Genomic DNA, 22268 nt, shown 5'->3' on the forward strand with positions numbered 1-22268 from the left:
TCAAGGGACACCGTGCAAAAACTTGAACGCATTTTCGTGGCGCTGAACGGGTGGGCGCTGATCGTCATGTTATCGGCGATGGCGCTGATCGTGGGCACGAATGTGGCGCTGCGCTATTTCACGGCCAATTCGCTGCCATGGGCCGATGAAGCGGCGCGTTATCTGATGATCTGGATGACCTTTGGCGGTGCCGGTTTGGCGCTGCGGGTGGGCGGCCATGTGGCGATCACTAATCTGCACGACACGCTTCCAACCTTCGCACAAAGGGCGCTGCGCGCCGCGATCGTTGTGGTGTTGCTGGGCTTTTTCGCCTTCATGGTGTGGGTCGGCTGGACCTATGCACAGCGGATGCAATACCAGATGAGCCCCGCCCTGCGCCTGCCGTTTCTTTACGTCTATCTGGCGATGCCGGTGGGCTTTAGCTTGCTGATCGCACATCTTTTGCTGATCACCAAACCCTTTGTCATGGCCGGGGCCTACAAGCCGCGACATGATGGCGACGCCGAAGACGATAGCCTGCCGGGGGCGGCCAATGGCTGAAATCCTTTTTCCCGCTCTGTTCATCTTGTTGGCACTTGGTCTGCCCGTGGCCTTTGCCATGGCAATATCGGTGTTTCTGGCGCTCAGTTTCGGCTCAAGCTATCCGCACCTTGTGGTCGTGAAGGAAATGTTTGCCGGGCTTGACAGTTTCCCGTTGCTGGCCGTGCCGTTTTTCATTCTAGCGTCCGAGATCATGACAGGCGGTGCTGTCACGCAGGCCCTTTTACGGTTGGCGCAATCGCTGGTCGGCCATCTGCGCGGCGGCTTGGGCCACGCCAATATCGTCAGTTCGGCAATGTTCGCGGGCATATCGGGCAGTGCGCTGGCCGATGCCGCCGGGCCGGGTGCGATGATGATCCGGATGATGGAAAAGGGCGGCTATGACAAAGGCTATGCCGGGGCGCTGACCATCTCAAGTGCGGTGGTCGGGCCGATCATCCCACCGTCGATCACCATGATCATCTATGCCATGCAGGACCAAAATGTATCGGTCGGGTCGTTGTTCATGGCCGGTATCTTGCCGGGGCTGTTGATCACCGCCCTGATGCTGGCCGCCAACGCAAGAATGAGCCACCGGCGCGGCTATGCCAGTGGCGCGGCGCGCCCGCCGCTGGCGCAGATCGCGCGCATCGCGCTTTATGCGCTTCCGGCGCTGTTTTTGATCGTTCTGATCGTGGGCGGCATCCGCTTTGGCATATTCACCCCGACCGAGGCCTCGGTGCTTGCGGTGTTTTATGCGCTGTTCGCGGGCTTATTCATCTATCGCTCACTCAAGCTCCGCGACCTGCCGGGCATCGTGCTGAAGGCAGCGCTGACCTCGGCTGCGGTGCTGCTGATCCTTGGGGCGGCGCGGGCCTTTGCTTGGGTGCTGATCATCGAAGGGGTGCCGCAATTTCTGGCGGAAACCATCATCGCATGGGATCTGTCGCCCATCGTGTTTTTGCTGGCGGTCAACCTTCTGTTGCTGGCCTTCGGGCTGTTCATGGACCCGCTGCCGGGGGTGATGATCCTTGTGCCGATCCTTGCCCCGATCAGCTATTCCTTGGGCATCGACCCCAACCATTTTGCCATCGTCGTGATCGTCAACTTGACCATGGGCCTTGCCACGCCGCCTGTCGGCAGCTTGATCTTTGTGGTGTCGTCTACCGTTCGGCTGCGGCCCTCAACCCTGATCCGGGAAATGCCCCCGTTCTTCATGGCGCTGATGTTGGCGCTTTTGGCGATCACCTTTGTGCCTGTCCTGTCGACATGGTTCCCCGCTGTCAGTGGATTTTAACCATGACGAAGCCCAATCACACACCGCGCACCGCGCTGTCCGTCATCCTCGAAGAGCTCGCCCCAATTAGCGGCCTGTCAGTGCTGGATGTCGGCTGCGGTGCCGGCGGCCTGTGCGCACCGCTTGAAAACGCCGGGGCCATTTGGCGCGGGGTTGATCCCTTCCCAACCGACCAAAATGACCAGATCGACACCGCCCCGGCACAGGCCATGCCCTATGACGATGCACAGTTCGACGCGGCCATTTGCGTCAACGCCCTGCACCACGTCCCGGTTTCGGCCATGCCGGGTGCGCTTGGCGAAATCGCCCGTGTGCTGCGCCCCGGCGGGCGGTTGGTGGTGATCGAACCCAAGGCCAGTGGCCCGCTAAGCCAGGTGATCGCGGTGATTGATGACGAAACCGACATTCGCACCGCCGCGCAAGATGCGATGGACAGCACAGCCGCCCTGACCCAGACAAAGGCCTATGACTATCCACGCGCAGAACGCTATGCCGATTTTCAAGCCTTCTGCGACAGCCTGACCGCCGTTGACCCTGCCCGTGCCGCGCAGATCGCCACACAGCATGAGGCCCTCAACCGGGCGTTTTTGCAGCACGCTACCCGCGAGGGCGCAGGTTTCACCCTGTCACAACCGATGTCCTTGCGCGTCTTCACACCCGCCATAGTGCGTCACGGCTGAACCCCAAGAAATTCATATGGCTTCAGCCATGGCAATATAGCCACCCTATACCCTACATCGAAAACCTATATTTCCCCTCTGGTGCCCCTGCACACTAAATTGGTCAGGACATGTATCCAAACGACCCCAAAGAGGTTTGAATGAATTTCCTGAACGACGAGTATCAAGATATCCGCGACGGCGTGAAATCCCTATGTGCGCAGTTCCCACCCGAGTATCACCGCAAGGTTGACGACGAACGCGCCTACCCCGAGGAATTTGTCGATGCCCTGACGCGCGAAGGCTGGATGGCGGCGCTGATCCCCGAAGAATATGGCGGGTCGGGCCTTGGGTTGGTCGAAGCCAGTATCATCATGGAAGAGATCAACCGCGCCGGCGGCAATTCTGGCGCGTGCCATGGCCAGATGTATAACATGACCACCTTGGTCCGCCACGGATCGGAGGAACAGCGCCAGCGTATCCTGCCGAAGCTGGCCAGCGGCGAATTGCGCCTGCAATCCATGGGCGTGACCGAACCCACCACCGGCACCGATACGACACAGCTCAAGACCACCGCCGTCAAGAAAGGCGACCGCTACGTCGTCAACGGCCAAAAGGTCTGGATCAGCCGGGTGCAGCATTCCGATCTGATGATCCTTCTGGCCCGCACCACGCCGCTGTCCGAGGTCAAAAAGAAATCCGAAGGGCTGTCGATCTTTCTGGTCGATATCAAAGAGGCGATGCAAAACGGGATGCAGGTGAAACCCATCCCCAACATGGTCAACCACGAAACCAACGAACTGTTTTTCGACAATCTGGAAATCCCCGAGGAAAACCTGATCGGCGAAGAGGGCAAGGGCTTCAAATACATCATGACGGGGCTGAACGCCGAGCGCGCCCTGATCGCCGCCGAATGTATTGGTGATGGCTATTGGTTCACCGACAAGGTGACTGCCTATGTCAGCGAACGGCAGGTCTTTGGGCGGCCCATCGGGCAAAATCAGGGCGTGCAATTCCCGATTGCCGAGGCCTACATCGAAGTGCAGGCCGCAGACCTGATACGCTATAAGGCCTGTGCGCTTTATGATGCGGGCCAGCCCTGCGGCACCGAAGCGAACATGGCGAAATACCTTGCCGCCAAGGCCAGTTGGGAAGCGGCAAACGCCTGCCTACAGTTCCATGGTGGCTTTGGCTTTGCCTCGGAATACGATGTCGAACGCAAGTTCCGCGAGACCCGCCTGTATCAAGTGGCACCGATTTCAACCAATCTGATCCTGTCTTACGTGGCCGAGCATGTTCTTGGCCTGCCGAGGTCGTTCTGATGCGCGCGCTTGAGGGTCTTTCAGTCGTCGCCATCGAACAGGCTGTCGCCGCGCCCTTTGCCTCGGCCCGGCTGGCGGATGCAGGGGCGCATGTCACAAAGGTGGAACGCCCCGAAGGCGATTTCGCCCGCGGCTATGATGACGTAGCCAAAGGCCAATCCAGTTATTTTGTCTGGCTGAACCGGGGCAAGGACAGCGTCACGCTGGACCTGTCGTCGGAGGATGGGAAATCCGCGCTGGCCGATCTTGTGGCCAACGCCGATGTGCTGATCCAGAACCTCAAACCCGGCGCGCTGACCCGCCTTGGGTTTGATCTTGAGCGGCTGCATTCCGAAAATCCCCGGCTGATTTCCTGTTCGATCTCGGGGTATGGGGAAGACGGCCCTCTGGCGGATCGCAAGGCGTATGACCTGTTGATTCAGGCCGAAAGCGGGCTGTGTTCGATCACCGGCGGCCCGTCCGAACCCGCCCGCGTTGGTGTGTCCTTGGTGGATATCGCCACCGGGGCCACCGCACACGCCGCCATTCTAGAAGCGTTGATCCGGCGCGGCACCACCGGCCAAGGCGCGCGCATCTCGGTGTCGATGTTCGACGTCATGGCCGATTGGCTGACGGTGCCGCTTTTGAACCACGAGGGCGGCAACAGCCCGCAGCGCATCGGCCTCGCGCATCCGTCCATCGCACCTTACGGCGTGTTCCAACCCAAGACCGGCGCACCGATCCTGATTTCTGTGCAAAGCGACCGGGAATGGCGTGTGCTGTGCCGCGACTTCGTCGGCGACGAGGCGCTTGGCACCGACCCGCGCTTTGCCACCAACGTCGCGCGCGTTCAAAACCGTGATCAGACCGACGCCATCGTCGCCAAGGCCTTTGCCCAATATGATGCCCCAGAGGCGGCCGAGCGGCTGGAAAACTGTAAAATCGCCTTGGCCACGGTCAACGATATGGCCGGGCTATCGGACCATCCACAACTGCGCCGGATCACCGTCGACAGCCCCAATGGCCCGGTGTCTTATCCGGCCCCCGGCGCGCTGTTCGTGGGCGAGCAGCGGGATTACGGCCCGATCCCTGCGCTGAACACCGCCAAAGATTAGACATTGCTGGACAGGTCCGGCCAATCCGTGCTGCACTGGTCACCATACGTCACCGTCGGCCTGCCCTGTCCAGCAAGCCTGCCCTGTCCAGCAAACCGGAGCCCCGCATGAGCCATCGCCCCACACCGGAACCGCGCACGGCGTTCGCGCATTTCTGCCCGATCAGCACCCGCTGGATGGACAACGACGCCTATCTGCACGTCAATAACGTGGCCTATTATTCGTTCTTCGACACGGCGGTGAACGAATATCTGATCCGGGGCGGTGTGCTTGACATACGGCGCAGTACGGTTACCGGATTGGTGGCCCATTCGGAATGCAATTACTTCAGCCCCGTCGCCTTTCCCGAAGCGATCGAGGTGGGCCTGCGCGTGGGCCGCTTGGGGCGCAGCAGCGTCACCTATGAATTGGGCGTGTTCCGCGACGGGACCGACAGCGCCGCCGCGCAGGGACGCTTTGTGCATGTCTATGTGGATCGCGAAACCAGCCGCCCTGTCACCATTCCCGACGATATGCGCAGCCTTCTGGAACGGCTGGTCATGCCCGGCGGCGAAACAGATTAACCAAAGGCCCCCGATGACCCGCACCATCACCGAAGCGCACTTGATCGACAGCATCACCGACGCGCTGCAATATGTCTCATATTACCACACGCCGGATTTCGTGCAGGCCATGGTCCGCGCTTACGAGGTGGAACAAAGTGCCTCGGCCCGCAACGCCATTCGCCAGATCCTGATCAATTCGCGCATGGCTGCCATCGGCCACCGCCCGATCTGTCAGGACACCGGCAGCGCCAATGTGTTTCTCAAGGTCGGGGTGCAGGCCCCGATCGACTGGCAGCGCGCCCCGCAGGAGTTGATCGACGAGGCCACGCGCCGCGCCTATGACTTTGCCGCCAACCCGTTGCGCGCGTCGATTGTCGCCGATCCGTTGGGCGCGCGCCGCAACACGCGCGACAACACCCCGGCGATGATCCAGACCGAACTGGTGGCCGGTGACAAGGTATCGGTGACCGTATCCGCCAAGGGCGGCGGGTCGGAAAACAAAACCAAATTCACCGTTTTGAACCCATCGGATTCCGTGGCCGATTGGGTTGTGGATACGGTTTCGAAACTGGGCGCGGGCTGGTGTCCTCCGGGCATCATCGGCTTGGGCGTCGGTGGCAGCGTCGACAAGGCGATGGCGATGGCCAAAGAGGCACTGAACGACCCGCTGGACATGACCGACCTGCAAGCGCGCGGCGCGCAATCGGCAGAAGAAGAATTGCGGCTGGAGCTTTATGAGCGGATCAACGCCCTTGGCATTGGGGCACAGGGGCTTGGCGGGTTGGTCACGGCGCTTGACGTGAAGGTCAACAGCTTTCCCACCCATGCGGCGTCTTTGCCCGTGGCCTTGATTCCCAATTGCGCGGCCACACGGCATGTGCATTTCACGCTTGATGGCAGTGGCCCGGCACAATTCACCCCGCCTGATCTGTCGCTCTGGCCCGATCTGGGTGATGCGGGCATGGTTGATGGGCGGCGCGTGGATCTGGACGCGTTGGATGACACGCTGCTGCACTCGCTGTCACCGGGCGACACGCTGTTGTTGTCGGGCACGCTGTATACCGGGCGCGATGCTGCGCATCGACGGATGCTTGACGATTTGGCCAAGGGCACTCCCCTACCCGTCGATCTGAAGGGCCGCGCGATTTATTACGTTGGCCCGGTTGATGCCGTGGGGGACGAGGTGATCGGCCCCGCCGGGCCCACCACGTCAACCCGGATGGACAAGTTCACCGAGCCTTTGCTGCAGGCGTCGGGCCTGAAAATGATGATCGGCAAGGCCGAACGCGGCGCGCAGGCGATTGCGGCCATCAAGGATCACGGCGCGGTCTACCTGATCGCCGTGGGCGGCGCGGCCTATCTGGTGTCCAAAGCCATCCAAAGCGCCCGCCCCGTCGCCTATCAAGACCTTGGGATGGAGGCGATTTATGAGATCGAGGTCAAGGACATGCCGGTAACCGTTGCGGTCGACACCCAAGGCGCGTCAATCCACACCAGCGGCCCCCGCCAATGGGCGCGCAGCCGGTGACATGCGAAGGCTTCCGCAATGCGGATAAGTCGCAGGGTGCAGTAAAAAACAGGCTTGATCAAAATCGCCGCAATAATTGGTAAAAGCTTGGGGCAGAACAGAGCGCCATGCAGTAAGCGGAATTTGCAAACAACGCAGGGCTCGGGCGCTGAAAATTCACTTACGGGCGTTGAACTGTCGCATGGGGTCGGAATAGCACCGAAGGTGCCCGGCCCCTCGCCAGACCGCCCCCCGGGCTGGCGATTTGGTGAGGCTGGGGGCTTCGATCATTTCTATTTCGGATTTGGCTGGCATAAAGTGCGTCTGAACAGCCGTGCGGTCGCCATCCCGCGGTCTGGCAAGGGGCCGACTTTAACGACAGTTCAAAGCTGGTTGCGGTCATGTTAACTCAGGTAAAAAGGGCCAACTCCGTCCCCCAAGGCGCGCCCGCAATACGGACGCGCCTTGGAGAAGAGCATTGGCTTTAGGCGATCAGATGGTGCGCCCGCCATCCACCTCAAGCACGACGCCGGTGATGAAATCAGCCTCGTCCGACGCAAGGTAAAGCGCCGCATTGGCGATGTCGCGCGGTTGCGACATGCGGCCCATCGGAATGGTCGAGATGAATTTCTCGCGGTTCTCGGGGGTATCGGGCACACCCATGAACTGTTCCAGCAGCGCGGTCGCGCCCATCACAGGCGCGATGCAGTTGACGCGGATGTTGTCGGGGGCCAGCTCAACCGCCAGTGACCGGCTCATCAGGTTCACCGCGCCTTTGGACGAGTTGTACCATGTCAGCCCCGGACGCGGGCGGATACCCGCAGTCGAGCCAACATTCAGCATCACGCCGCCGCCGGATTTGCGCCACAGCGGCACGCAGACCTTGGTCATGTGAAAGATCGACAACACGTTGATGTCATAAATCTTGCGAAAGGTCGCCTCGTCGGTGTCCATCAGCGGGCTGTTGGGATTGGTCCAGCCTGCATTGTTCACCACGATATCAAGGCCGCCGAAGGCTTCAACCGTGGCGTCAACGGCGGTTTGCACCTGATCGCCCTCGGACACATCGCAGGTGACGGCAATGGCGTTTTCGCCCAATTCCTCGGCCACGGCCTTGGCACCTTCGCCGTTCAGATCGACCACAGCCACCTTGGCGCCCTCGCGGATATAGGTTTCGGCAATCCCCTTGCCAAACCCCGAGGCCGCGCCGGTCACCAAAGTGCGTTTTCCTTCAAGTCTCATTGTTCAAGTTCCCTTTATGCGTCTGTCACTCCGGCCCAGTTCAGCCGTGGTTGTTGATGATCGTCTTGATGTGCGAAAATTCGTGCAGCGCGGCAAAACCCTTCTCGCGGCCATGGCCGGATTTGCGGATGCCGCCGAACGGCAATTCGACACCGCCCCCGGCCCCATAGCCATTGATGAACACCTGCCCGCAATGCATCGCCTTCGACACGCGCTGTTGTCGCCCGCCATCGCGGGTCCAGATGGCTGCGACCAGCCCGTATTCGGTATCGTTAGCAATCTTTACCGCCTCGGCCTCATCCTCGAACGGGATGATGCACAGCACCGGGCCAAACACTTCTTCCTGCGCAATACGCGCCTGCGGATCGCACGGACCAAAGACGGCGGGGGCCACATAATAGCCGCCCTCGGGCGCGTCCTGCCGCACGGTGCCACGCGCCATCAGCGGCGCGTCAGCCTCGGCGATATAGGTTTCAACGCGCTTTTTCTGCTTGGCCGAGATCAACGGCCCCAAAACCGCATCTTCCCCCGATCCCGAGGCGGCAATCCCCTTGAACCGCTCGGACAGCGCGGCCACGACATCATCATAAATGCCGCGCTGCACCAACACACGGGTGCCTGCCGAGCAGGTCTGCCCGCCATTCTGGATCACAGCATTCACCAGCACCGGCAAAGCGGCCTCAAGATCGGCATCGTCAAATACGATCTGCGGCGACTTGCCGCCCAGTTCCAGCGTGCAGCCGATAAAGTTCTTGGCCGCTGCCGTCTGGATGATCACCCCCACCTCGGGCGAGCCGGTGAAGGAAATGAAGTCGATCCCCTTGTGGTCGGCCAGCGCCTGCCCGGCCACGTTGCCGCGGCCCGTAACAATGTTGATCACGCCGGGCGGAAACCCGACCTCAAGCGCCAATTGCGCAATGCGCAGCGCCGTCAGGCAGGCATCTTCGGCGGGTTTCATAACGGTGGCGTTGCCCATGGCCAGTGCGGGGGCAACCGACCGGCCGAACATCTGCGCCGGGTAGTTCCAAGGGATGATATGACCTGTCACGCCAAGCGGTTCGCGATGCACCTCGACGTTGTAGCCGTTCAGAAACGGGATCACCTCGCCATGCACCTTGTCGGCAGCGCCGCCGTAATATTCGAAATAGCGCGCCGTCACTTTCATGTCGGCCCGCGCCTGATTGATCGGCTTGCCGTTGTCGCGGGTTTCAAGCTGCGCCAGATCTTCGACATGCTCAAGAATCAACTCGGACAGGCGGATCATCAGGCGGCCGCGCTCGGCGGCGGTCAGGGTGGACCATTCGCCGCCGTCATAGGCCGCGCGCGCCGCCGCCACAGCCGCGTCGATATCAGCGGCATCACTGTCGGCGATCTGCGCGAAGGGCTGGCCGTCGATCGGGGAGACGACATCCATCGTCTTGCCCGAGACCGCCGGCACCCATTCATTGCCGATCAGGTTCAAGGGATCGGGAATAACCAAAGCTGTCATCGTGTCAGCGTCCTTCATGCATGTGTTCCTTCAGGTTCAAGTGACCCTTCCTCGATCTCGCCGCGTTCGATCACAAGCGTGCGGTCGGCAAAGCCGCGCAACAAGGCAGGGTTGGATTCTGTAATCATCAGCGTGACCGACCGGTCCGTGTCGCGCAGAGTCCGCAGCGCCTCGGCATAGCGTTGCGCCAAGGCCGGGGCCAAACCCTGAAACGGCTCGTCCAGCATGATCAGCTTGGTGCCCAGCATCAGCGCACGCGCCAAGGCCACCATCTTGCCCTGCCCGCCCGACACGGTGCCACCGGGGCGGCCCGCCATTTCACGCAGTTCCGGCAGCACGGTATAGGCCCGGTCCAGCCGTTTTTCGGTTTCCGCCTTGTCCAATCGCGCCGCCTGCGCCGGTAGCAGGATGTTTTCCTCAACCGTGAAAGCCGAGAACAAGCGCCGATCCTCGGGCGCATAGCCGATCCCAAGGCCGGGGCGTTTTGGCGGGTGCAGCGCATTGATGGGCTGCCCTTCGAACACGATCTCGCCCGTGGTCTTGGTGAACCCCATGATGGTGCGCAGCAGCGTTGTCTTACCCGCGCCATTACGGCCAATCAGCGCCACGGTTTGCGCCTGTTCGATCTTGAAATTCAGGTTGCGCAGGATCGGAATAATCCCGATCGAGGCATTCACATTGCGCAGTTCAAGCATTACGCCACCTCTCCGATCACGTCCCGGATCACGTCCGGGTGCTCCAGAATTTCAGCAGGCGTGCCGCGCAACTGCACGTCGCCACTGTTCCACACCGCCACCTCGTCGGCGTAGTTTTCAACGATACCCATGTCATGCTCGACAAAAACCGAGGTGACTTGGGCTTCTTTCAGCGCCCCGATCAGGATTTCCATGATCTTGTGCTTTTCCGACGAGGCCACGCCCGAGGTCGGCTCGTCCATCAACAGCAGCTTGGGTTTCAACGCCAAGGCCACAGCGATGTCGATCAGCTTGCGCTGACCTTCCGAAAGCTCGACCACCAGCGTATCAGCGGCATCGGCACAGCCGACCATCTCCAGCAGGTGCAGCATTTCGGCACGTTCCGGAATCGAATGCATGTCCATCACCGTTTTGCGCAGCTTATCCCGCGCCGACACCGCGATCAGAAGGTTTTCCAGCGCCGTATGCTCGGTGAACAATTGCGGGATCTGAAAGGCGCGCGCCACGCCCTTGTCGACAATCTTGCGCGGCGGCAACGGGGTGATGTCACGGCCTTCGAAAAACACCTGCCCCTGACTGGGCTTCAGCCACCCGGTACAGATATTCAAAAAGGTCGTCTTGCCCGCGCCGTTTGGCCCGATGATGGCAAGGTTGCGGCCCGCGTGGATTTTCAGCGATACGTTGTCGGCGGCGGTGACACCGCCGAACTTGATCACAAGGTTGCGGGTTTCCAAAAGGGCGTCGCTCATTTCCCGCCTCCTGTCTTGTCATGGCTGCGTTTGAACAGCGATTGAAGAATGCCGATCAGGCCGCCGGGGGCGAACAGGATGATCACCAGCAAGAAGCCACCAAGGATCATTTGCCACACGTCACCGGCATAAACCGACGCATAGGTGCGCACGGCCTCGTAAATCAGTGCGCCAAGGAACGCGCCTTGCACCGATCCAGAACCGCCCAGAACGGCGATGAACACCATCTCGGCCGACCGCACCCACCAGACGTATTCGGGTGTGACAACGCCTTGCGCCATGCCCATCATCACGCCGCCCACGCCACACAGCGCCGCCGACAAAAGATAGCCCGACAAAAGCGCCCGCTTGGGCGAGATGCCAAGATATTCCAGCCGGGTTTCATTGGTCTTGATCGTCTGGAACAACTGGCCCACCGGCGAATTGAACCAGCGCATCGTGTACCAGCCCAACCCGATCATCAGCGCCACCAGCATGTAATACAACACCAAGCCAAAGTCGGTGTGGTTCATGGCCGAGCCAAACACGTTGGGCCGTTCCAGCCGGATGCCATCCGCGCCGCCGGTGTAGTGATAGAACTTTTCAAGAATCGACCAGAAGATCATCGAAAACGCTAAGTTCAGCATCCCGAAAAAGATCCCGCGATACCGCACCACGAACAGGCCGACGAACAACCCGGCGACAGTGGCCCCGATCCCACCGGCCAGCAGCACGATCAGAATATCCATGCCCGGCATTGCCGCCATCAGGAATGCGCCCGCATAGGCCGCGATCCCGAAATACAGCGCATGACCAAACGACACTTGGCCCGCGCGCAGCAAGACGGTCACCCCCAGAACGCCGAGGCCTTTGGCCATGGCAAAGGTGAACAACAGTTTCATCGACGGCGCTGCAATGGGCACGGCCATGACCACTAGGATCACAACGAGCCACAACAGCGACAGAGGGCTTTTCATCACAGAATGTCCCTTTCCGGGTTCGGATATGGTGGTGGCGGTTTTGCTTTTGTGCGTGCTCATACCGGGCCTCAAATCTTGCGCGCCGACGGGGTGCCGAACAGACCCTCGGGCCGAACCAGAAGCACCACGACCATGATCAGATAGGGCACCAGCACCGAGAATTCGGGATACAGGTAAACGGCAAAAGATCGCCCCAACCCGATCATCAGCGCGGTCAGGGCCGCGCCCTCGATCTGGCCCAGCCCGGCGGTGGCGACCACCGCAAAGGACAGCACGATCATATCCGCGCCCATGCCCGGCAGAATGGATGTTGTCGGCGAGGCCAAAGCACCGCCCAACCCGGCCAGAACCGCGCCGATGATAAAGGTGAACAAGAACACCTTGTCAGCATCCACGCCGATGGATTGCGCCGCTTCGCGATCTTCCGTGGTGGCGGTGATCAGCTTACCCGTAAGGGTGTGGCGCAGGAAAAACCGCATGCCCAACAACAGCGTCACCGCGATAAGGGGCAACAAGATTAGCTGATAGACCGTATAGGTAACACCAAAGACGCTGATATTGCCCAAGGCCTGCAGGGCGGACGAGTCGAAATACGGCCGTGTGCCCCAGACAAGGCGCTGCACATCCTCAAGGATCATGAACACCGCGAAGGTCACCAGCAATTGCAGCACCTCGGATTTGTCGTAGATCCGTCGCAGCAGGAAATATTCCAGCGGGCCACCGATCAAGACACCGACCAGAACCGCCGAAACAAGCATCAAAGGAAAGGCCAAGATCGGGGCGAAACCAAGCGCCAGAACCCACCCTGTGAGGGTCACCGTGGTGTAAGCGCCGATTGCATAAAGCGAGCCGTGCGCGACGTTCAAGATGCGCATCACCCCAAAGATCAGGGTCAGGCCCAGCGCCACGATGAAAACAAGCGCGGCATAGGCCACACCATCGAACAAGGCCAAAAGGAAAATCGCGAGATTCATGTTGTTATCCGGGTGCTAAAGGCACGAAGAGGGCACATTGTGCGCCCTCTTCGGCAGTTTCGGGACAGGCGATCAGTTGTCGTACTGATCCACCGTGACACTTTCCACCATGCTCGCATCCAGTGTCTGAACCCATTCAAGCGAGTTTTCACCCACCGGGGTGGTCAGCTCGTCACCGTCAAAGATCATGATGTTTTCCATCGTGGCGAACGGGTAATCCCCGGTCTGCACGCTGGTGCCCAGCAACTGATCTTCGATCCCCTGATTGTCTTCACGGATCGTAACTTCGCGGCCCAAACCTTGGAATGTCAGGCCCTCCAGTGCAGCCAAAAGCTGATCTTCGCTGGGCCAGTCGACGCCATTGTCTTCGATGGCCTTGTCATAAGCCGCCGTCAGCGCGGCAATCGCTTGGCTTGCGTGGAACACCGGGTAAACCGAAACTTCACCGGTTTTTTCCTCGTACTGGCTCATGAACGCCTGAAAGTCTTCGTCATCGCGGCGATCAGGATGCAGGAAATAGTGATCCCCGCGTCCACCAACGATATGCCCATCGGTCAGCGCCGAGCCCAACCTCTCAAGCGAGGATTCCGCCAGCGGCAGCACGAAGGTCGAGCTGTTGAGCAACCCGCGCTGCGAGGCTTGCTGCACGAAGGTGTCCAAATCCCCGCCCCATGACGTCGACAGAATTACGTCGGGTTGCAACGCCTGCAAGCGCGAGATTTCGGTGGAAAAGTCGGGCGACCCGAACTTGGGAAAGAATTCCGCCAAAACCTCGACATCAGGCTTCATCGCCTTCAGTGCGGTGCTGAAAATATCCCAGCTGTCGCGACCCCACGCATAGTCTTGGTTCACCACGGCAATGGTTTTGAAATCCGGGTTGGTTTTCAGCAAATACAGCACCGTCGCCAGCATTTCCGGTGTGGCGTTGGCCTGTGTGCGGAACACGTATTGATAATCGTTTTCCTCGAAAATGCGCTGCGTGCCGCAATCCCACATCAGGTTGGGCACCTGAAGGTCTTCGGCCAGCGGCGCGATGGTCTGGCAGTTGCCCGACGAGATTGAGGCCAACATGACCTCGGCAGAGCCCGATTCCACCATCCGGCGATATTCAGATGTCAGCGCTTCTGCGCCTGCACCCTCGTCGATAAAGGTGATGTCGATCGGAACACCGTTGATGCCACCCTCAGCATTGATGTTTTCAACCAGAATTTCAGCCGCGTTGCGGGCTGGCACACCAAACACCGATGCCGGGCCTGTCAGGAATGTTGTCATCCCGACATTCAGGCTTTCGGGTTTGTCCGCCGCGATTGCCATCACCGGCAATGCGCCGGCCACCATCGCCGCCACGGTGCGTTTTACGAATCTGTTTGTCATTGGTCTTACCTCCCTTTGATGCGATCCATCAGCGGATCGCGATTGGATTTATGATCATCTGCACGGACCCTTCGATGCGGGCCTGCCCCAGGACGAACAGAAACTCGTTCACCCCGTCCGCGGCCAATTCTCGCGTGTCCATGTTTTCAAGAATGTAGATGCCGTTTTCCGGTTGCAGAATCTGGTGCGCCCGAAAGGCTTGGCCCTCTTCCTCGGCCGGGACAACCTCCATGCCCCAAGTGTCGGCACCAACGGCCATTACACCGATGTCGGCCAGATACTCGGCGCCGCTGACGCCAACCCCCGGCTCTGCTGCAGCGAACCGCGCAGGGTCGGCGTTGTCGCCATCCAACAAGTCCATCCAGTTGGAATGAAACAGCACAACATCCCCCTCGCGCAAATCAACGCTTTGGGCGTCAGCCGCCGCTTTGATGTCTTCCTCGGTGTAGGCCACGCCCTCTTCAACCATCTCGGTGCCAAAGTGACGGGTCATGTCCAACATCACACCGCGCCCGACAAGACCGGGCAGGTTGTTCAGCCCCAACTCTGTCAGGCCCGAAGCAGGCGCGAAATCGTCATAGGTGCGGCCACCGTAATAGACATGGTCGATCCCGGAATGGCCCAACCCGTCGATTTGCGAGCCGATGCCAAGCCACCCCATGAAAATGTCGTCGTTATAAGTGAAATTGTTTTCACCAAGACCGCTGTTGCCGTTTTGACCGGGCTGCAAAATGGTTACCGACAAACTGCGCGGCGGAAACGCGGGCGTATCCGGCCCCACCTCCATGCCAAGGCTGTACACCTTGCCTTCAGTCACCAAACCGGTCGCAGCCTTGATCCGCTCGGTCGTCATCAGATTTGCCGCGCCAAGCTGATCGTCCTCCCCCCATTTGCCATCGGCTGATACAAATACAGGGGTTGCAGCCAGACAGGCCGCTAACGCAAGTGCGTTTCTTTTGCTGTGATTTTTCATGATCAGGCCCCTCCCAAAGCCAGACATCTAAACCGTAGACCTTTAGGCAAAGCCTCGGCCAATAACTTAGCGCTATTCCAGCGATAAGTTTTTCCTATTGCTGAACATGCCTGAGCCCTTGTATCCTATGGCCGTTCTCGTGTTTGGTCAGGAGCCAAGCCTTGTAGCCCCCGGACCACCCGTCACACTGGACCACAGGGGCAACGCACAAGAGAAACGCGTCAGCTAAGGAAAGCATATCATGAAAATTCAAGCCGCCGTACTGGAACGCGAAAATATCAAAAGCGATTTCGAAAAGAACAAGGCCCTGACAGTGCGAGAGGTGCAGCTTGATGCACCCGGCCGCGGCGAAGTGATGATCCGCATTGCAGCGGCGGGGGTATGCCATTCCGACCTGTCAGTCATCAACGGCACGCGTCCGCGCCCGGTGCCGATGGTTCTGGGCCACGAAGCGTCGGGCATTGTCGAAGAGGTTGGCCCCGGCATCGACGATCTTGCGCCCGGCGATCATGTGGTGTGCATCTTTGCGCCGGGCTGCGGCACCTGCCTGCCCTGTTCCGAGGGCCGCCCTGCCCTGTGCACCCGCGCCGCCAAGCATCATGGCGTGGGTGAATTGATGACGGGACACCGCCGCCTGTCGATGGACGGTGCCCCCGTGCATCACCATGTCGGGGTCTCGGCCTTTGCCACGCATGCGGTTTTGGCCCGCCAGTCGCTGGTCAAGGTCGAAGCCGATATTCCCACGCATATCTCGGCGCTGTTTTCCTGTGCCATGCTGACTGGTGCGGGGGCGGTGTTCAACACCGCCAAGGTGACACCGGGCAGCAAGGTGGCCGTGGTGGGCCTAGGTGGCGTCGGCCTGTCGGCCGTTCTTGGCGCGGTGGCGGCCGGGGCCGGTCAGGTCGTGGTGGTCGATCCGTTTGCCTCAAAACTCGACACCGCGATGGACATGGGCGCCACCCACGCCGTGACCGCCGATGAGCATACCACCGAAGCGGTTCGTGATATCACCGGCGGTGGCGTGGATTATGCGATTGAACTGGCCGGATCGGTCAAGGCGCTGGAAACCGCCTATGATTGCACCTGCCGAGGCGGCACCACCATCACGGCGGGCCTGCCCCATCCCGACGCGCGCATGTCGCTGAACGCGCTGAAACTGGTGGCCGAGGAACGCGCGCTGAAAGGCAGCTATATCGGCTCTTGCGTGCCACAGCGCGACCTGCCACGGATGTTCTCGCTGCACCAGCAGGGCAAGCTACCCGTCGAAAAGATGTTGACGCACCGATTGGCGCTTGACCAGATCAACCTTGCGATGGACCAGCTGGATGACGGCACTGCCATCCGGCAGGTCATCGAATTCAATTGACAGGCCAGACAATGGACATCAAACACCTGCGCTATTTCCTTGCCGTGGCCGAAGCGCCGTCTATCTCGGCGGCGGCGCAGGCCATTGGCGTGGCGCAACCGTCGTTGTCGCAACACCTGCACCGCATGGAGCAAGAACTATCGGTCAAACTGGTGGAACGGTCGGCGCGTGGCACGGTGCTGACCGACGAGGGGCGCATCCTGCTGGATCACGCGCGCGGCATCTGCGACAGCCTTGACCGCTGCATTGAAGACATGCGTGAACGCGGTGGCACTGTCAGTGGCCGCGTGGTGTTTGGCATGCCACCATCGTGTTCGATGATCATGTCGGTGCCGCTGGCCGAAACCGTGCGGCTGGAATTGCCCGACGTGCGGCTGCGCGCCGTCGAAGCCATGAGCGGCTATCTGGAAAACTGGCTGCTCGATGGCACGCTCGACATCGGGTTTCTCTATGATCTCAAAAACAACGGGCAATTGCGCGGCACCCATGTGATGGACGAGGAACTGTATTTCTACTCGGCCCCCGACGCGTGGCCGCTGGAAACACCCCCCGGCACGCCGGTGCCCCTGCGCGCCTTGGAGAAACTGGATCTGGTGCTGCCTTCGAACGGCTTGCGCAACCAGATCGAAGCCTATTGCAAACGCCACGATGTGCGCCTGAACGTGGTGGTTGAAATGGACGCGATGACCCAGATCAAGGAACTGGTCGCGCGCGGTTCGGGCTATACCATCTTTGCGCCGGTGGCCGCTCAGGATTTCGTGCAGCGCAACGATCTGATCCGCGCGCCCATCGTCGAGCCGACCATGACACGCCCGGTCTACCTTGTGAAAAGCCCCGCACGCGTGATGACCCGTGCCTGTCTTGCGGTCGAAGACATGACCCTTGATGTCGCCCGCGAACTGGTCAGCCGCGGCCTTTGGGAAGGCAAACTTCACATTTAACCGCCGTCGTGGGCGACCATGGCACCCATCACTGGCGCGCGTCCGAATTCTGCGGCATGCTGGCCCCACCCGGACAGGAGCTTGCCATGCTGCGCGCCTTCATTCTTGCCCTTGTGACAATCGCCATCCTGCCCTTGTCTGCCGCCGCGCAGGATCGCGCCCACATCGAACAGCAGTTTCGCGCATGGCTGGATCAAACGGTCTGGCCCCGCGCCCGCGCCAAGGGCGTCGACCGCGCCACTTTTGACACCGCCTTTTCAGGTGTCACGCTGAATTGGGATCTGCCCGATCTGGTGCCGCCGGGCCAACCCCGCCAAACCCCCAAGGCGCAACGGCAATCCGAATTCGGCGCCCCCGCGAACTACTTCGCCGCAGGCAACCTGCGCGCCGCCACCGCCACCGGACGCACCATGGCCAAGCGCCACGCCGCCACATTGGCCCGCGTGGAACGCGCCACCGGGGTGCCGGGGCGCATTGTGTTGGGCATCTGGGGCCGCGAAAGCGCCTATGGCCGCGCCGCAATCCCGCACAACGCCTTTCAAGTGTTGGGCACCAAGGGATTCATGAGCACCCGCGCGCCCTATTTCACCGATGAACTGATCGCCGCGCTGCAAATCGCCCAAGCGGGCCATGCGCCCGGCAGTGCCATGAAAAGCAGTTGGGCAGGCGCGCTTGGCCAGCCGCAATTCATGCCGTCGAACTTTCTGAAATACGCCGCCGATGGCGATGGCGACGGGCGCGAAGATATCTGGCGCTCTGAGGCCGACACGATGGCCTCGATCGCGACCTATCTGGCGCGCCACGGCTGGGTGACGGGCCGCGATTGGGGGTTCGAGGTGACAGTGCCACCGCAAGTCTCCTGCACGCTGGAAGGCCCCGATCAGGGCCGCGCGATCGCCAAGTGGGCGGCCATGGGCATCAAGCGGGTCTCGGGGCGGCCCTTTCCCGCGCATGAGCGGCGCGGCGAAGGCTATCTGCTGATGCCGGCGGGCCGGCATGGCCCGGCCTTTATCGTAACGCCCAATTTCTACGTGCTGAAAGACTATAACATGAGCGATCTTTACGCACTGTTCGTGGGGCATGTGGGTGACCGCATCCAATTCGGCAGCGGTGATTTTGCAGGCCGTTGGGGCAGTGTCGGGCGCATGTACCGCTCGGATATCGCGGCGATGCAGCGCGCTTTGATCGGCATGGGGCATGACGTGGGCGGCGCGGACGGGTTGCCGGGCTTCAAGACACGCCGTTCGATTGGCCGCTGGCAAGAGGCCTCGGGTCAGGCCGCCACCTGCTTTCCGACCAAGGCGATGACACAGGCCCTCAGCCGCTAGGCCGGGCGCAGCCGCCCCGCCGCAAGGGCCGACAGCGCCACCATCACCGCCGCCGTGCCCAAGGTCAGCGCCAGACCGCCCATTTGATAGGTCAGGCCAGACAGCACCGTGCCCATCAACCGCCCGCCCGCGTTGGCCATGTAGTAAAACCCCACATCCATTGTCACCCGCTCGTCGCGGGTAAACGCGAGGATCAGGTAGGAATGCAGCGAGGAATTGACCGCGAAAATCGCACCAAAGACCAACAAGCCCACGACCAAAAGCGCCGTCAGCCACGTCGCGGGCTGTGGCGCAAACCCGACCGCCAAGGCCAAGATCCCCGGCACCACGCAGAGCGCCAAGGCCCAGCCCCGCGCCGTCGCGATCAATTGGCCCTCGTCGCGGTTGGCTGCGCGCAGCACACGCGGTGCGGCGGCCTGCACCGCTCCGTAAAGGATGATCCATACAGCCATGAAACTGCCGATCATGAAAAATGCCGCGCGGTTCCCGGCCTCGGACCCATCCGACAGCACAGCATAGAAATAGATTGGAATGCCCACCACGAACCACACATCACGCGCCCCGAACAAGAACACCCGCGCCGCCGATAGCCAGTTGACATTGGCCGAGTCCGAGAACACCTCGGAAAACTTTGCACCCTTGCGCCCGCGCGGCAGGCCCGGCGGCATGGCAAATACCACCGCCAGCAAGATCACCGCCAACACGGCGGCCATGGCCCAGACCGCGCCGACAAACCCAAGGCTGGCCAGCAACGCAGCACCCAGCAGGAACCCAACGCCCTTAACGGCGTTCTTCGATCCGGTCAGCACCGCAACCCAACGAAACAGCCCCGCCCCGTCGCGCGGGGCCAGCAGCTTGACCGCCGATTTCGATGACATCTTGGCCAAGTCCTTGGCCACGCCCGATGCGCCCTGCACACACATCACAAACGCCACCGACGCGCCCACGGCCCAACTGGGGTCAAGCTGCGCCAACGCCAGCAGCGCCGCCACCTGTATCGCCAACCCGGCATAAAGCGTCGCCGTCAGGCCAAAGCGCGCGGCAATCCAGCCCGCCGACAGGTTGGTGACCATCCCGGCGATTTCATACAGAACAAACAGATAGGCCAGTTGGATTGGGGTAAAGCCCAGCGTGTGAAAATGCAGCAGCACCAGCATACGCAGCGAACCATCGGTCAGCATGAAGGCCCAATAGGTCGCCGTGACCGCAATGTAGGCCGAAAGCCCCTCGGGACGCGCCTGTGCCGTCACAAGCTGCCCCCGACCATCAGCGCAACATCAACCAGCCGATGCGCATAGCCCATCTCATTGTCATACCACGCATAAATCTTGAGCTGCGTGCCGTTGATCACCATGGTCGAAGGCGCATCGACGATGCTGGACCGCGTGTCGTTGGTGTAATCGGCACTGACCAGCGGGCGCTCTTCATAGCCCAGAATACCCTTGAGCGGCCCCTCGGCGGCGGCTTTGAACAGGGCGTTCACCTCTTCTGCGGTGGTCGCGCGGTCCAGCTCGAACACGCAATCGGTGATCGAGGCATTCAGCAACGGCACCCGCACCGCATGGCCATTCAGACGGCCTGTCAGTTCAGGATAGATCAAGGTGATCGCCGTGGCGCTACCGGTGGTCGTGGGGATTAGCGAATTCAGCGCCGAGCGCGCCCGACGCATATCCTTGGCAGGGCGATCCACGATTGTCTGGGTGTTGGTCACGTCATGAATTGTCGTGATTGATCCGTGCTTTATGCCCAGCTCTTCATGGATCACCTTTACAACCGGCGCCAGACAATTCGTGGTGCAACTGGCCGCGGTCACGATCCGATGCTGATCTGAGTCATAGGTTTGATCATTCACACCGTAAACGATATTGGCCGTCGGCCTGTCCTTGACCGGGGCCGAGACAACCACTTTCTTGACGCCAGCGTCGAAATACGGGGCCAGCTTGGCCTCGGTCTTGTAAACGCCCGTGCAATCAATCACCACATCCACACCGTCCAGCGGCAACTCTGACAGATCGCGCGTGCCGATGAACGGCAGGCGCACCCCGTCGATGATCACCGCGTCCGCGTCATGCGAAAACGCGGCATCCCAACGGCCATGCACCGTGTCGAATTCCAGCAGATGGGCATGCATTTCCGCGTCGCCCACCGCATCGTTGATCCACGCCAACTGCGCGCCGCGCTCCAGCAAGGGCTTCAGCGCCAGCTTGCCCACCCGGCCAAGGCCGTTCACTGCGTAAACGGTCATTGCGACACCTGTTGTTCATCGCGGGCGATATCATCCACCGCGCGTTGCAACGACAACCGGTCCAACGCGTCCAAAGGCAGATTTACAAAGGCGCTGATCCGGTTGAGCAACGTCCCGTAGGCCTGTTGAAAAGCCAGCCCTTTCTGGGCGTCGGTGCCGTCGGCCGCAACCGGATCAGGCATGCCCCAATGGGCGCTGACAGGTTGCCCGTCCCATGCCGGACATTCCTCGTTCGCGGCCTGATCACAAACGGTAAACACGAAATCCAGTTGCGGCGCGTCAGGGCCTTGAAATTCGCTTTGGTTCTTGGCCCGCAAGACACCGATATCATGCCCCTTATCCTGCAAAACCTGCAGGGCAAACGGGTTCAACTTGGAATAGGGATGCGTGCCCGCCGAGAAGGCGTTGAAGCGATCGTCACCCAGTTTGCGCAGGATGGATTCGGCAAAAATTGACCGGGCGGAATTGCCAGTGCAAATAAACAAAACGTTGTATTTCCGGTTGTCCATGGTCTGAGATCCTTGTTCGGAAAACAATGATAGGGGCGCGCAGATATCCGGGCGCCCGCGGCAACACTCGTTCAACAGGAAATCGAAAGTCTGTCGCACCCCGGTCATATCCGGTGCGTATCGCAATGAGGTGCCCACGCGATCCTGCGTGATCAACCCCGCCTGCAACAGCGCCGAAAGATAGGCTGACAAGGTGCTGGGTTTCAGATCAAGGGCTTGCGCCACCTCCCCGGCGGCAACGCGGTCCGGATAGCGGCGCATCAAAAGCCGAAAAATGGCCAACCGTTGCGGATGACCCAATGTGGCGAGACGAGAGGCGACTTCTATTTCCATATTTCGTGAATATTGGAAATATAGGCGAGTCGCAATCTCTCAATTGCAATTAAGACCGCAAATAATTGGCCGGAGTTATTGTCAAATCTGGTGTTTGAGGGTTCTCGGTCATGCGGCGATCTGGTCTGTGGTTGTGGCTTCAATTCCG

At 60.7% G+C, this 22268-nt stretch carries 21 protein-coding genes; 10 read left to right on the top strand and 11 right to left on the bottom strand.

Annotation, left to right across the window (positions count from 1 at the left end; all coding sequences use genetic code 11):
• The first annotated feature begins 12 nt into the window (after positions 1-12).
• The 7 genes from HAT86_RS11255 (at position 13) to HAT86_RS11285 (ending at position 6964) form a co-directional block, all read left to right on the top strand.
• Entirely contained in the window at positions 13-540 is a 528-nt protein-coding gene (locus tag HAT86_RS11255) for a TRAP transporter small permease (RefSeq protein ID WP_167197446.1), read from the top strand.
• Entirely contained in the window at positions 533-1816 is a 1284-nt protein-coding gene (locus HAT86_RS11260; protein WP_167197449.1) for a TRAP transporter large permease, read from the top strand. Before HAT86_RS11255 ends, HAT86_RS11260 begins: the two co-directional genes overlap by 8 nt.
• Before the next feature lie 2 nt (positions 1817-1818).
• The gene (locus HAT86_RS11265; RefSeq protein ID WP_167197453.1) at positions 1819-2496 is read left to right on the top strand and encodes a class I SAM-dependent methyltransferase; all 678 of its coding nucleotides are present in this window, start codon (positions 1819-1821) and stop codon (positions 2494-2496) included.
• 140 nt (positions 2497-2636) lie between these two features.
• Entirely contained in the window at positions 2637-3797 is a 1161-nt protein-coding gene (locus HAT86_RS11270; protein WP_167197456.1) for an acyl-CoA dehydrogenase family protein, read from the top strand.
• A complete protein-coding gene (locus HAT86_RS11275; RefSeq protein ID WP_167197459.1) occupies positions 3797-4891 on the top strand; it encodes a CaiB/BaiF CoA transferase family protein in 1095 nt (364 codons plus the stop codon). The genes HAT86_RS11270 and HAT86_RS11275 overlap by 1 nt, the downstream gene beginning before the upstream one ends.
• A 107-nt stretch (positions 4892-4998) precedes the next feature.
• Positions 4999-5454 carry an acyl-CoA thioesterase gene (locus HAT86_RS11280; protein WP_167197462.1) on the top strand — a complete coding sequence of 152 codons (456 nt, stop codon included), beginning with the start codon at positions 4999-5001 and terminating at the stop codon, positions 5452-5454.
• Positions 5455-5467: 13 nt separating this feature from the next.
• Positions 5468-6964, top strand: a complete 1497-nt coding sequence (locus HAT86_RS11285) for a fumarate hydratase (protein WP_167197465.1) — start codon at positions 5468-5470, stop codon at positions 6962-6964.
• A gap of 471 nt (positions 6965-7435) precedes the next feature.
• On the opposite strand, the gene HAT86_RS11290 is transcribed toward HAT86_RS11285, so the two are convergent.
• From HAT86_RS11290 to HAT86_RS11325, 8 genes are all read right to left on the bottom strand, one after another.
• A complete protein-coding gene (locus HAT86_RS11290) occupies positions 7436-8185 on the bottom strand; it encodes an SDR family oxidoreductase (protein ID WP_167197468.1) in 750 nt (249 codons plus the stop codon).
• 40 nt (positions 8186-8225) lie between these two features.
• Positions 8226-9692, bottom strand: a complete 1467-nt coding sequence (locus HAT86_RS11295; RefSeq protein WP_167197472.1) for an aldehyde dehydrogenase family protein — start codon at positions 9690-9692, stop codon at positions 8226-8228.
• Positions 9689-10369, bottom strand: coding sequence for an ABC transporter ATP-binding protein (locus HAT86_RS11300; RefSeq protein WP_167197475.1), 681 nt, complete (start codon positions 10367-10369; stop codon positions 9689-9691). Before HAT86_RS11300 ends, HAT86_RS11295 begins: the two co-directional genes overlap by 4 nt.
• Positions 10369-11118, bottom strand: a complete 750-nt coding sequence (locus HAT86_RS11305) for an ABC transporter ATP-binding protein (RefSeq protein WP_167197478.1) — start codon at positions 11116-11118, stop codon at positions 10369-10371. The genes HAT86_RS11300 and HAT86_RS11305 overlap by 1 nt, the downstream gene beginning before the upstream one ends.
• On the bottom strand, positions 11115-12074 hold the full coding sequence (locus tag HAT86_RS11310; RefSeq protein ID WP_167197481.1) for a branched-chain amino acid ABC transporter permease: 960 nt from the start codon (positions 12072-12074) through the stop codon (positions 11115-11117). The genes HAT86_RS11305 and HAT86_RS11310 overlap by 4 nt, the downstream gene beginning before the upstream one ends.
• Before the next feature lie 71 nt (positions 12075-12145).
• Complete coding sequence (locus tag HAT86_RS11315; RefSeq protein ID WP_167197484.1) at positions 12146-13051, bottom strand: branched-chain amino acid ABC transporter permease; 906 nt, start codon at positions 13049-13051, stop codon at positions 12146-12148.
• Between the two features lie 72 nt (positions 13052-13123).
• Positions 13124-14425 (bottom strand): ABC transporter substrate-binding protein, encoded by a 1302-nt coding sequence (locus HAT86_RS11320; RefSeq protein ID WP_167197487.1) that lies wholly within the window; start codon positions 14423-14425, stop codon positions 13124-13126.
• 28 nt (positions 14426-14453) lie between these two features.
• Positions 14454-15398, bottom strand: a complete 945-nt coding sequence (locus tag HAT86_RS11325) for a cyclase family protein (RefSeq protein WP_231125890.1) — start codon at positions 15396-15398, stop codon at positions 14454-14456.
• 241 nt (positions 15399-15639) lie between these two features.
• On the opposite strand from HAT86_RS11325, the gene HAT86_RS11330 reads away from it, so the two are divergent.
• The 3 genes from HAT86_RS11330 (at position 15640) to HAT86_RS11340 (ending at position 19033) form a co-directional block, all read left to right on the top strand.
• Positions 15640-16764 carry a zinc-binding dehydrogenase gene (locus HAT86_RS11330; RefSeq protein WP_167197493.1) on the top strand — a complete coding sequence of 375 codons (1125 nt, stop codon included), beginning with the start codon at positions 15640-15642 and terminating at the stop codon, positions 16762-16764.
• Positions 16765-16775: 11 nt separating this feature from the next.
• Positions 16776-17705, top strand: a complete 930-nt coding sequence (locus HAT86_RS11335) for a LysR family transcriptional regulator (RefSeq protein ID WP_167197496.1) — start codon at positions 16776-16778, stop codon at positions 17703-17705.
• An 86-nt stretch (positions 17706-17791) separates the two neighbouring features.
• Positions 17792-19033 carry a lytic murein transglycosylase gene (locus HAT86_RS11340; RefSeq protein WP_167197512.1) on the top strand — a complete coding sequence of 414 codons (1242 nt, stop codon included), beginning with the start codon at positions 17792-17794 and terminating at the stop codon, positions 19031-19033.
• On the opposite strand, the gene arsJ is transcribed toward HAT86_RS11340, so the two are convergent.
• From arsJ to HAT86_RS11355, 3 genes are read right to left on the bottom strand one after another with little or no spacing between them, the layout of a single operon-like run.
• Positions 19030-20283, bottom strand: a complete 1254-nt coding sequence (arsJ, locus tag HAT86_RS11345) for an organoarsenical effux MFS transporter ArsJ (protein ID WP_167197499.1) — start codon at positions 20281-20283, stop codon at positions 19030-19032. The two genes, HAT86_RS11340 and arsJ, sit on opposite strands and share 4 nt — an antisense overlap.
• Positions 20280-21278: an ArsJ-associated glyceraldehyde-3-phosphate dehydrogenase gene (locus HAT86_RS11350; protein ID WP_167197503.1), complete on the bottom strand. Its 999-nt coding sequence runs from the start codon at positions 21276-21278 to the stop codon at positions 20280-20282. The genes arsJ and HAT86_RS11350 overlap by 4 nt, the downstream gene beginning before the upstream one ends.
• A complete protein-coding gene (locus HAT86_RS11355) occupies positions 21275-22120 on the bottom strand; it encodes an arsenate reductase/protein-tyrosine-phosphatase family protein (RefSeq protein ID WP_167197506.1) in 846 nt (281 codons plus the stop codon). The genes HAT86_RS11350 and HAT86_RS11355 overlap by 4 nt, the downstream gene beginning before the upstream one ends.
• Positions 22121-22268: the final 148 nt, after the last annotated feature.

The sequence above is a fragment of the Roseovarius gahaiensis genome, from assembly GCF_011601345.1.
Classification (GTDB): Bacteria; Pseudomonadota; Alphaproteobacteria; order Rhodobacterales; family Rhodobacteraceae; genus Roseovarius; species Roseovarius gahaiensis.

Coding starts and splice junctions, on each gene's coding strand:
- HAT86_RS11305 (WP_167197478.1), bottom strand. CDS start 11,118: ATGAGCGACGCCCTTTTGGAAACCCGCAACCTTGTGATCAAGTTCGGC.
- HAT86_RS11310 (WP_167197481.1), bottom strand. CDS start 12,074: ATGAAAAGCCCTCTGTCGCTGTTGTGGCTCGTTGTGATCCTAGTGGTC.
- HAT86_RS11265 (WP_167197453.1), top strand. CDS start 1,819: ATGACGAAGCCCAATCACACACCGCGCACCGCGCTGTCCGTCATCCTC.
- HAT86_RS11335 (WP_167197496.1), top strand. CDS start 16,776: ATGGACATCAAACACCTGCGCTATTTCCTTGCCGTGGCCGAAGCGCCG.
- HAT86_RS11280 (WP_167197462.1), top strand. CDS start 4,999: ATGAGCCATCGCCCCACACCGGAACCGCGCACGGCGTTCGCGCATTTC.
- HAT86_RS11350 (WP_167197503.1), bottom strand. CDS start 21,278: ATGACCGTTTACGCAGTGAACGGCCTTGGCCGGGTGGGCAAGCTGGCG.
- HAT86_RS11270 (WP_167197456.1), top strand. CDS start 2,637: ATGAATTTCCTGAACGACGAGTATCAAGATATCCGCGACGGCGTGAAA.
- HAT86_RS11285 (WP_167197465.1), top strand. CDS start 5,468: ATGACCCGCACCATCACCGAAGCGCACTTGATCGACAGCATCACCGAC.
- HAT86_RS11355 (WP_167197506.1), bottom strand. CDS start 22,120: ATGGAAATAGAAGTCGCCTCTCGTCTCGCCACATTGGGTCATCCGCAA.
- HAT86_RS11275 (WP_167197459.1), top strand. CDS start 3,797: ATGCGCGCGCTTGAGGGTCTTTCAGTCGTCGCCATCGAACAGGCTGTC.
- HAT86_RS11340 (WP_167197512.1), top strand. CDS start 17,792: ATGCTGCGCGCCTTCATTCTTGCCCTTGTGACAATCGCCATCCTGCCC.
- HAT86_RS11325 (WP_231125890.1), bottom strand. CDS start 15,398: ATGAAAAATCACAGCAAAAGAAACGCACTTGCGTTAGCGGCCTGTCTG.
- HAT86_RS11300 (WP_167197475.1), bottom strand. CDS start 10,369: ATGCTTGAACTGCGCAATGTGAATGCCTCGATCGGGATTATTCCGATC.
- HAT86_RS11330 (WP_167197493.1), top strand. CDS start 15,640: ATGAAAATTCAAGCCGCCGTACTGGAACGCGAAAATATCAAAAGCGAT.
- HAT86_RS11290 (WP_167197468.1), bottom strand. CDS start 8,185: ATGAGACTTGAAGGAAAACGCACTTTGGTGACCGGCGCGGCCTCGGGG.
- HAT86_RS11315 (WP_167197484.1), bottom strand. CDS start 13,051: ATGAATCTCGCGATTTTCCTTTTGGCCTTGTTCGATGGTGTGGCCTAT.
- HAT86_RS11295 (WP_167197472.1), bottom strand. CDS start 9,692: ATGAAGGACGCTGACACGATGACAGCTTTGGTTATTCCCGATCCCTTG.
- HAT86_RS11260 (WP_167197449.1), top strand. CDS start 533: ATGGCTGAAATCCTTTTTCCCGCTCTGTTCATCTTGTTGGCACTTGGT.
- HAT86_RS11320 (WP_167197487.1), bottom strand. CDS start 14,425: ATGACAAACAGATTCGTAAAACGCACCGTGGCGGCGATGGTGGCCGGC.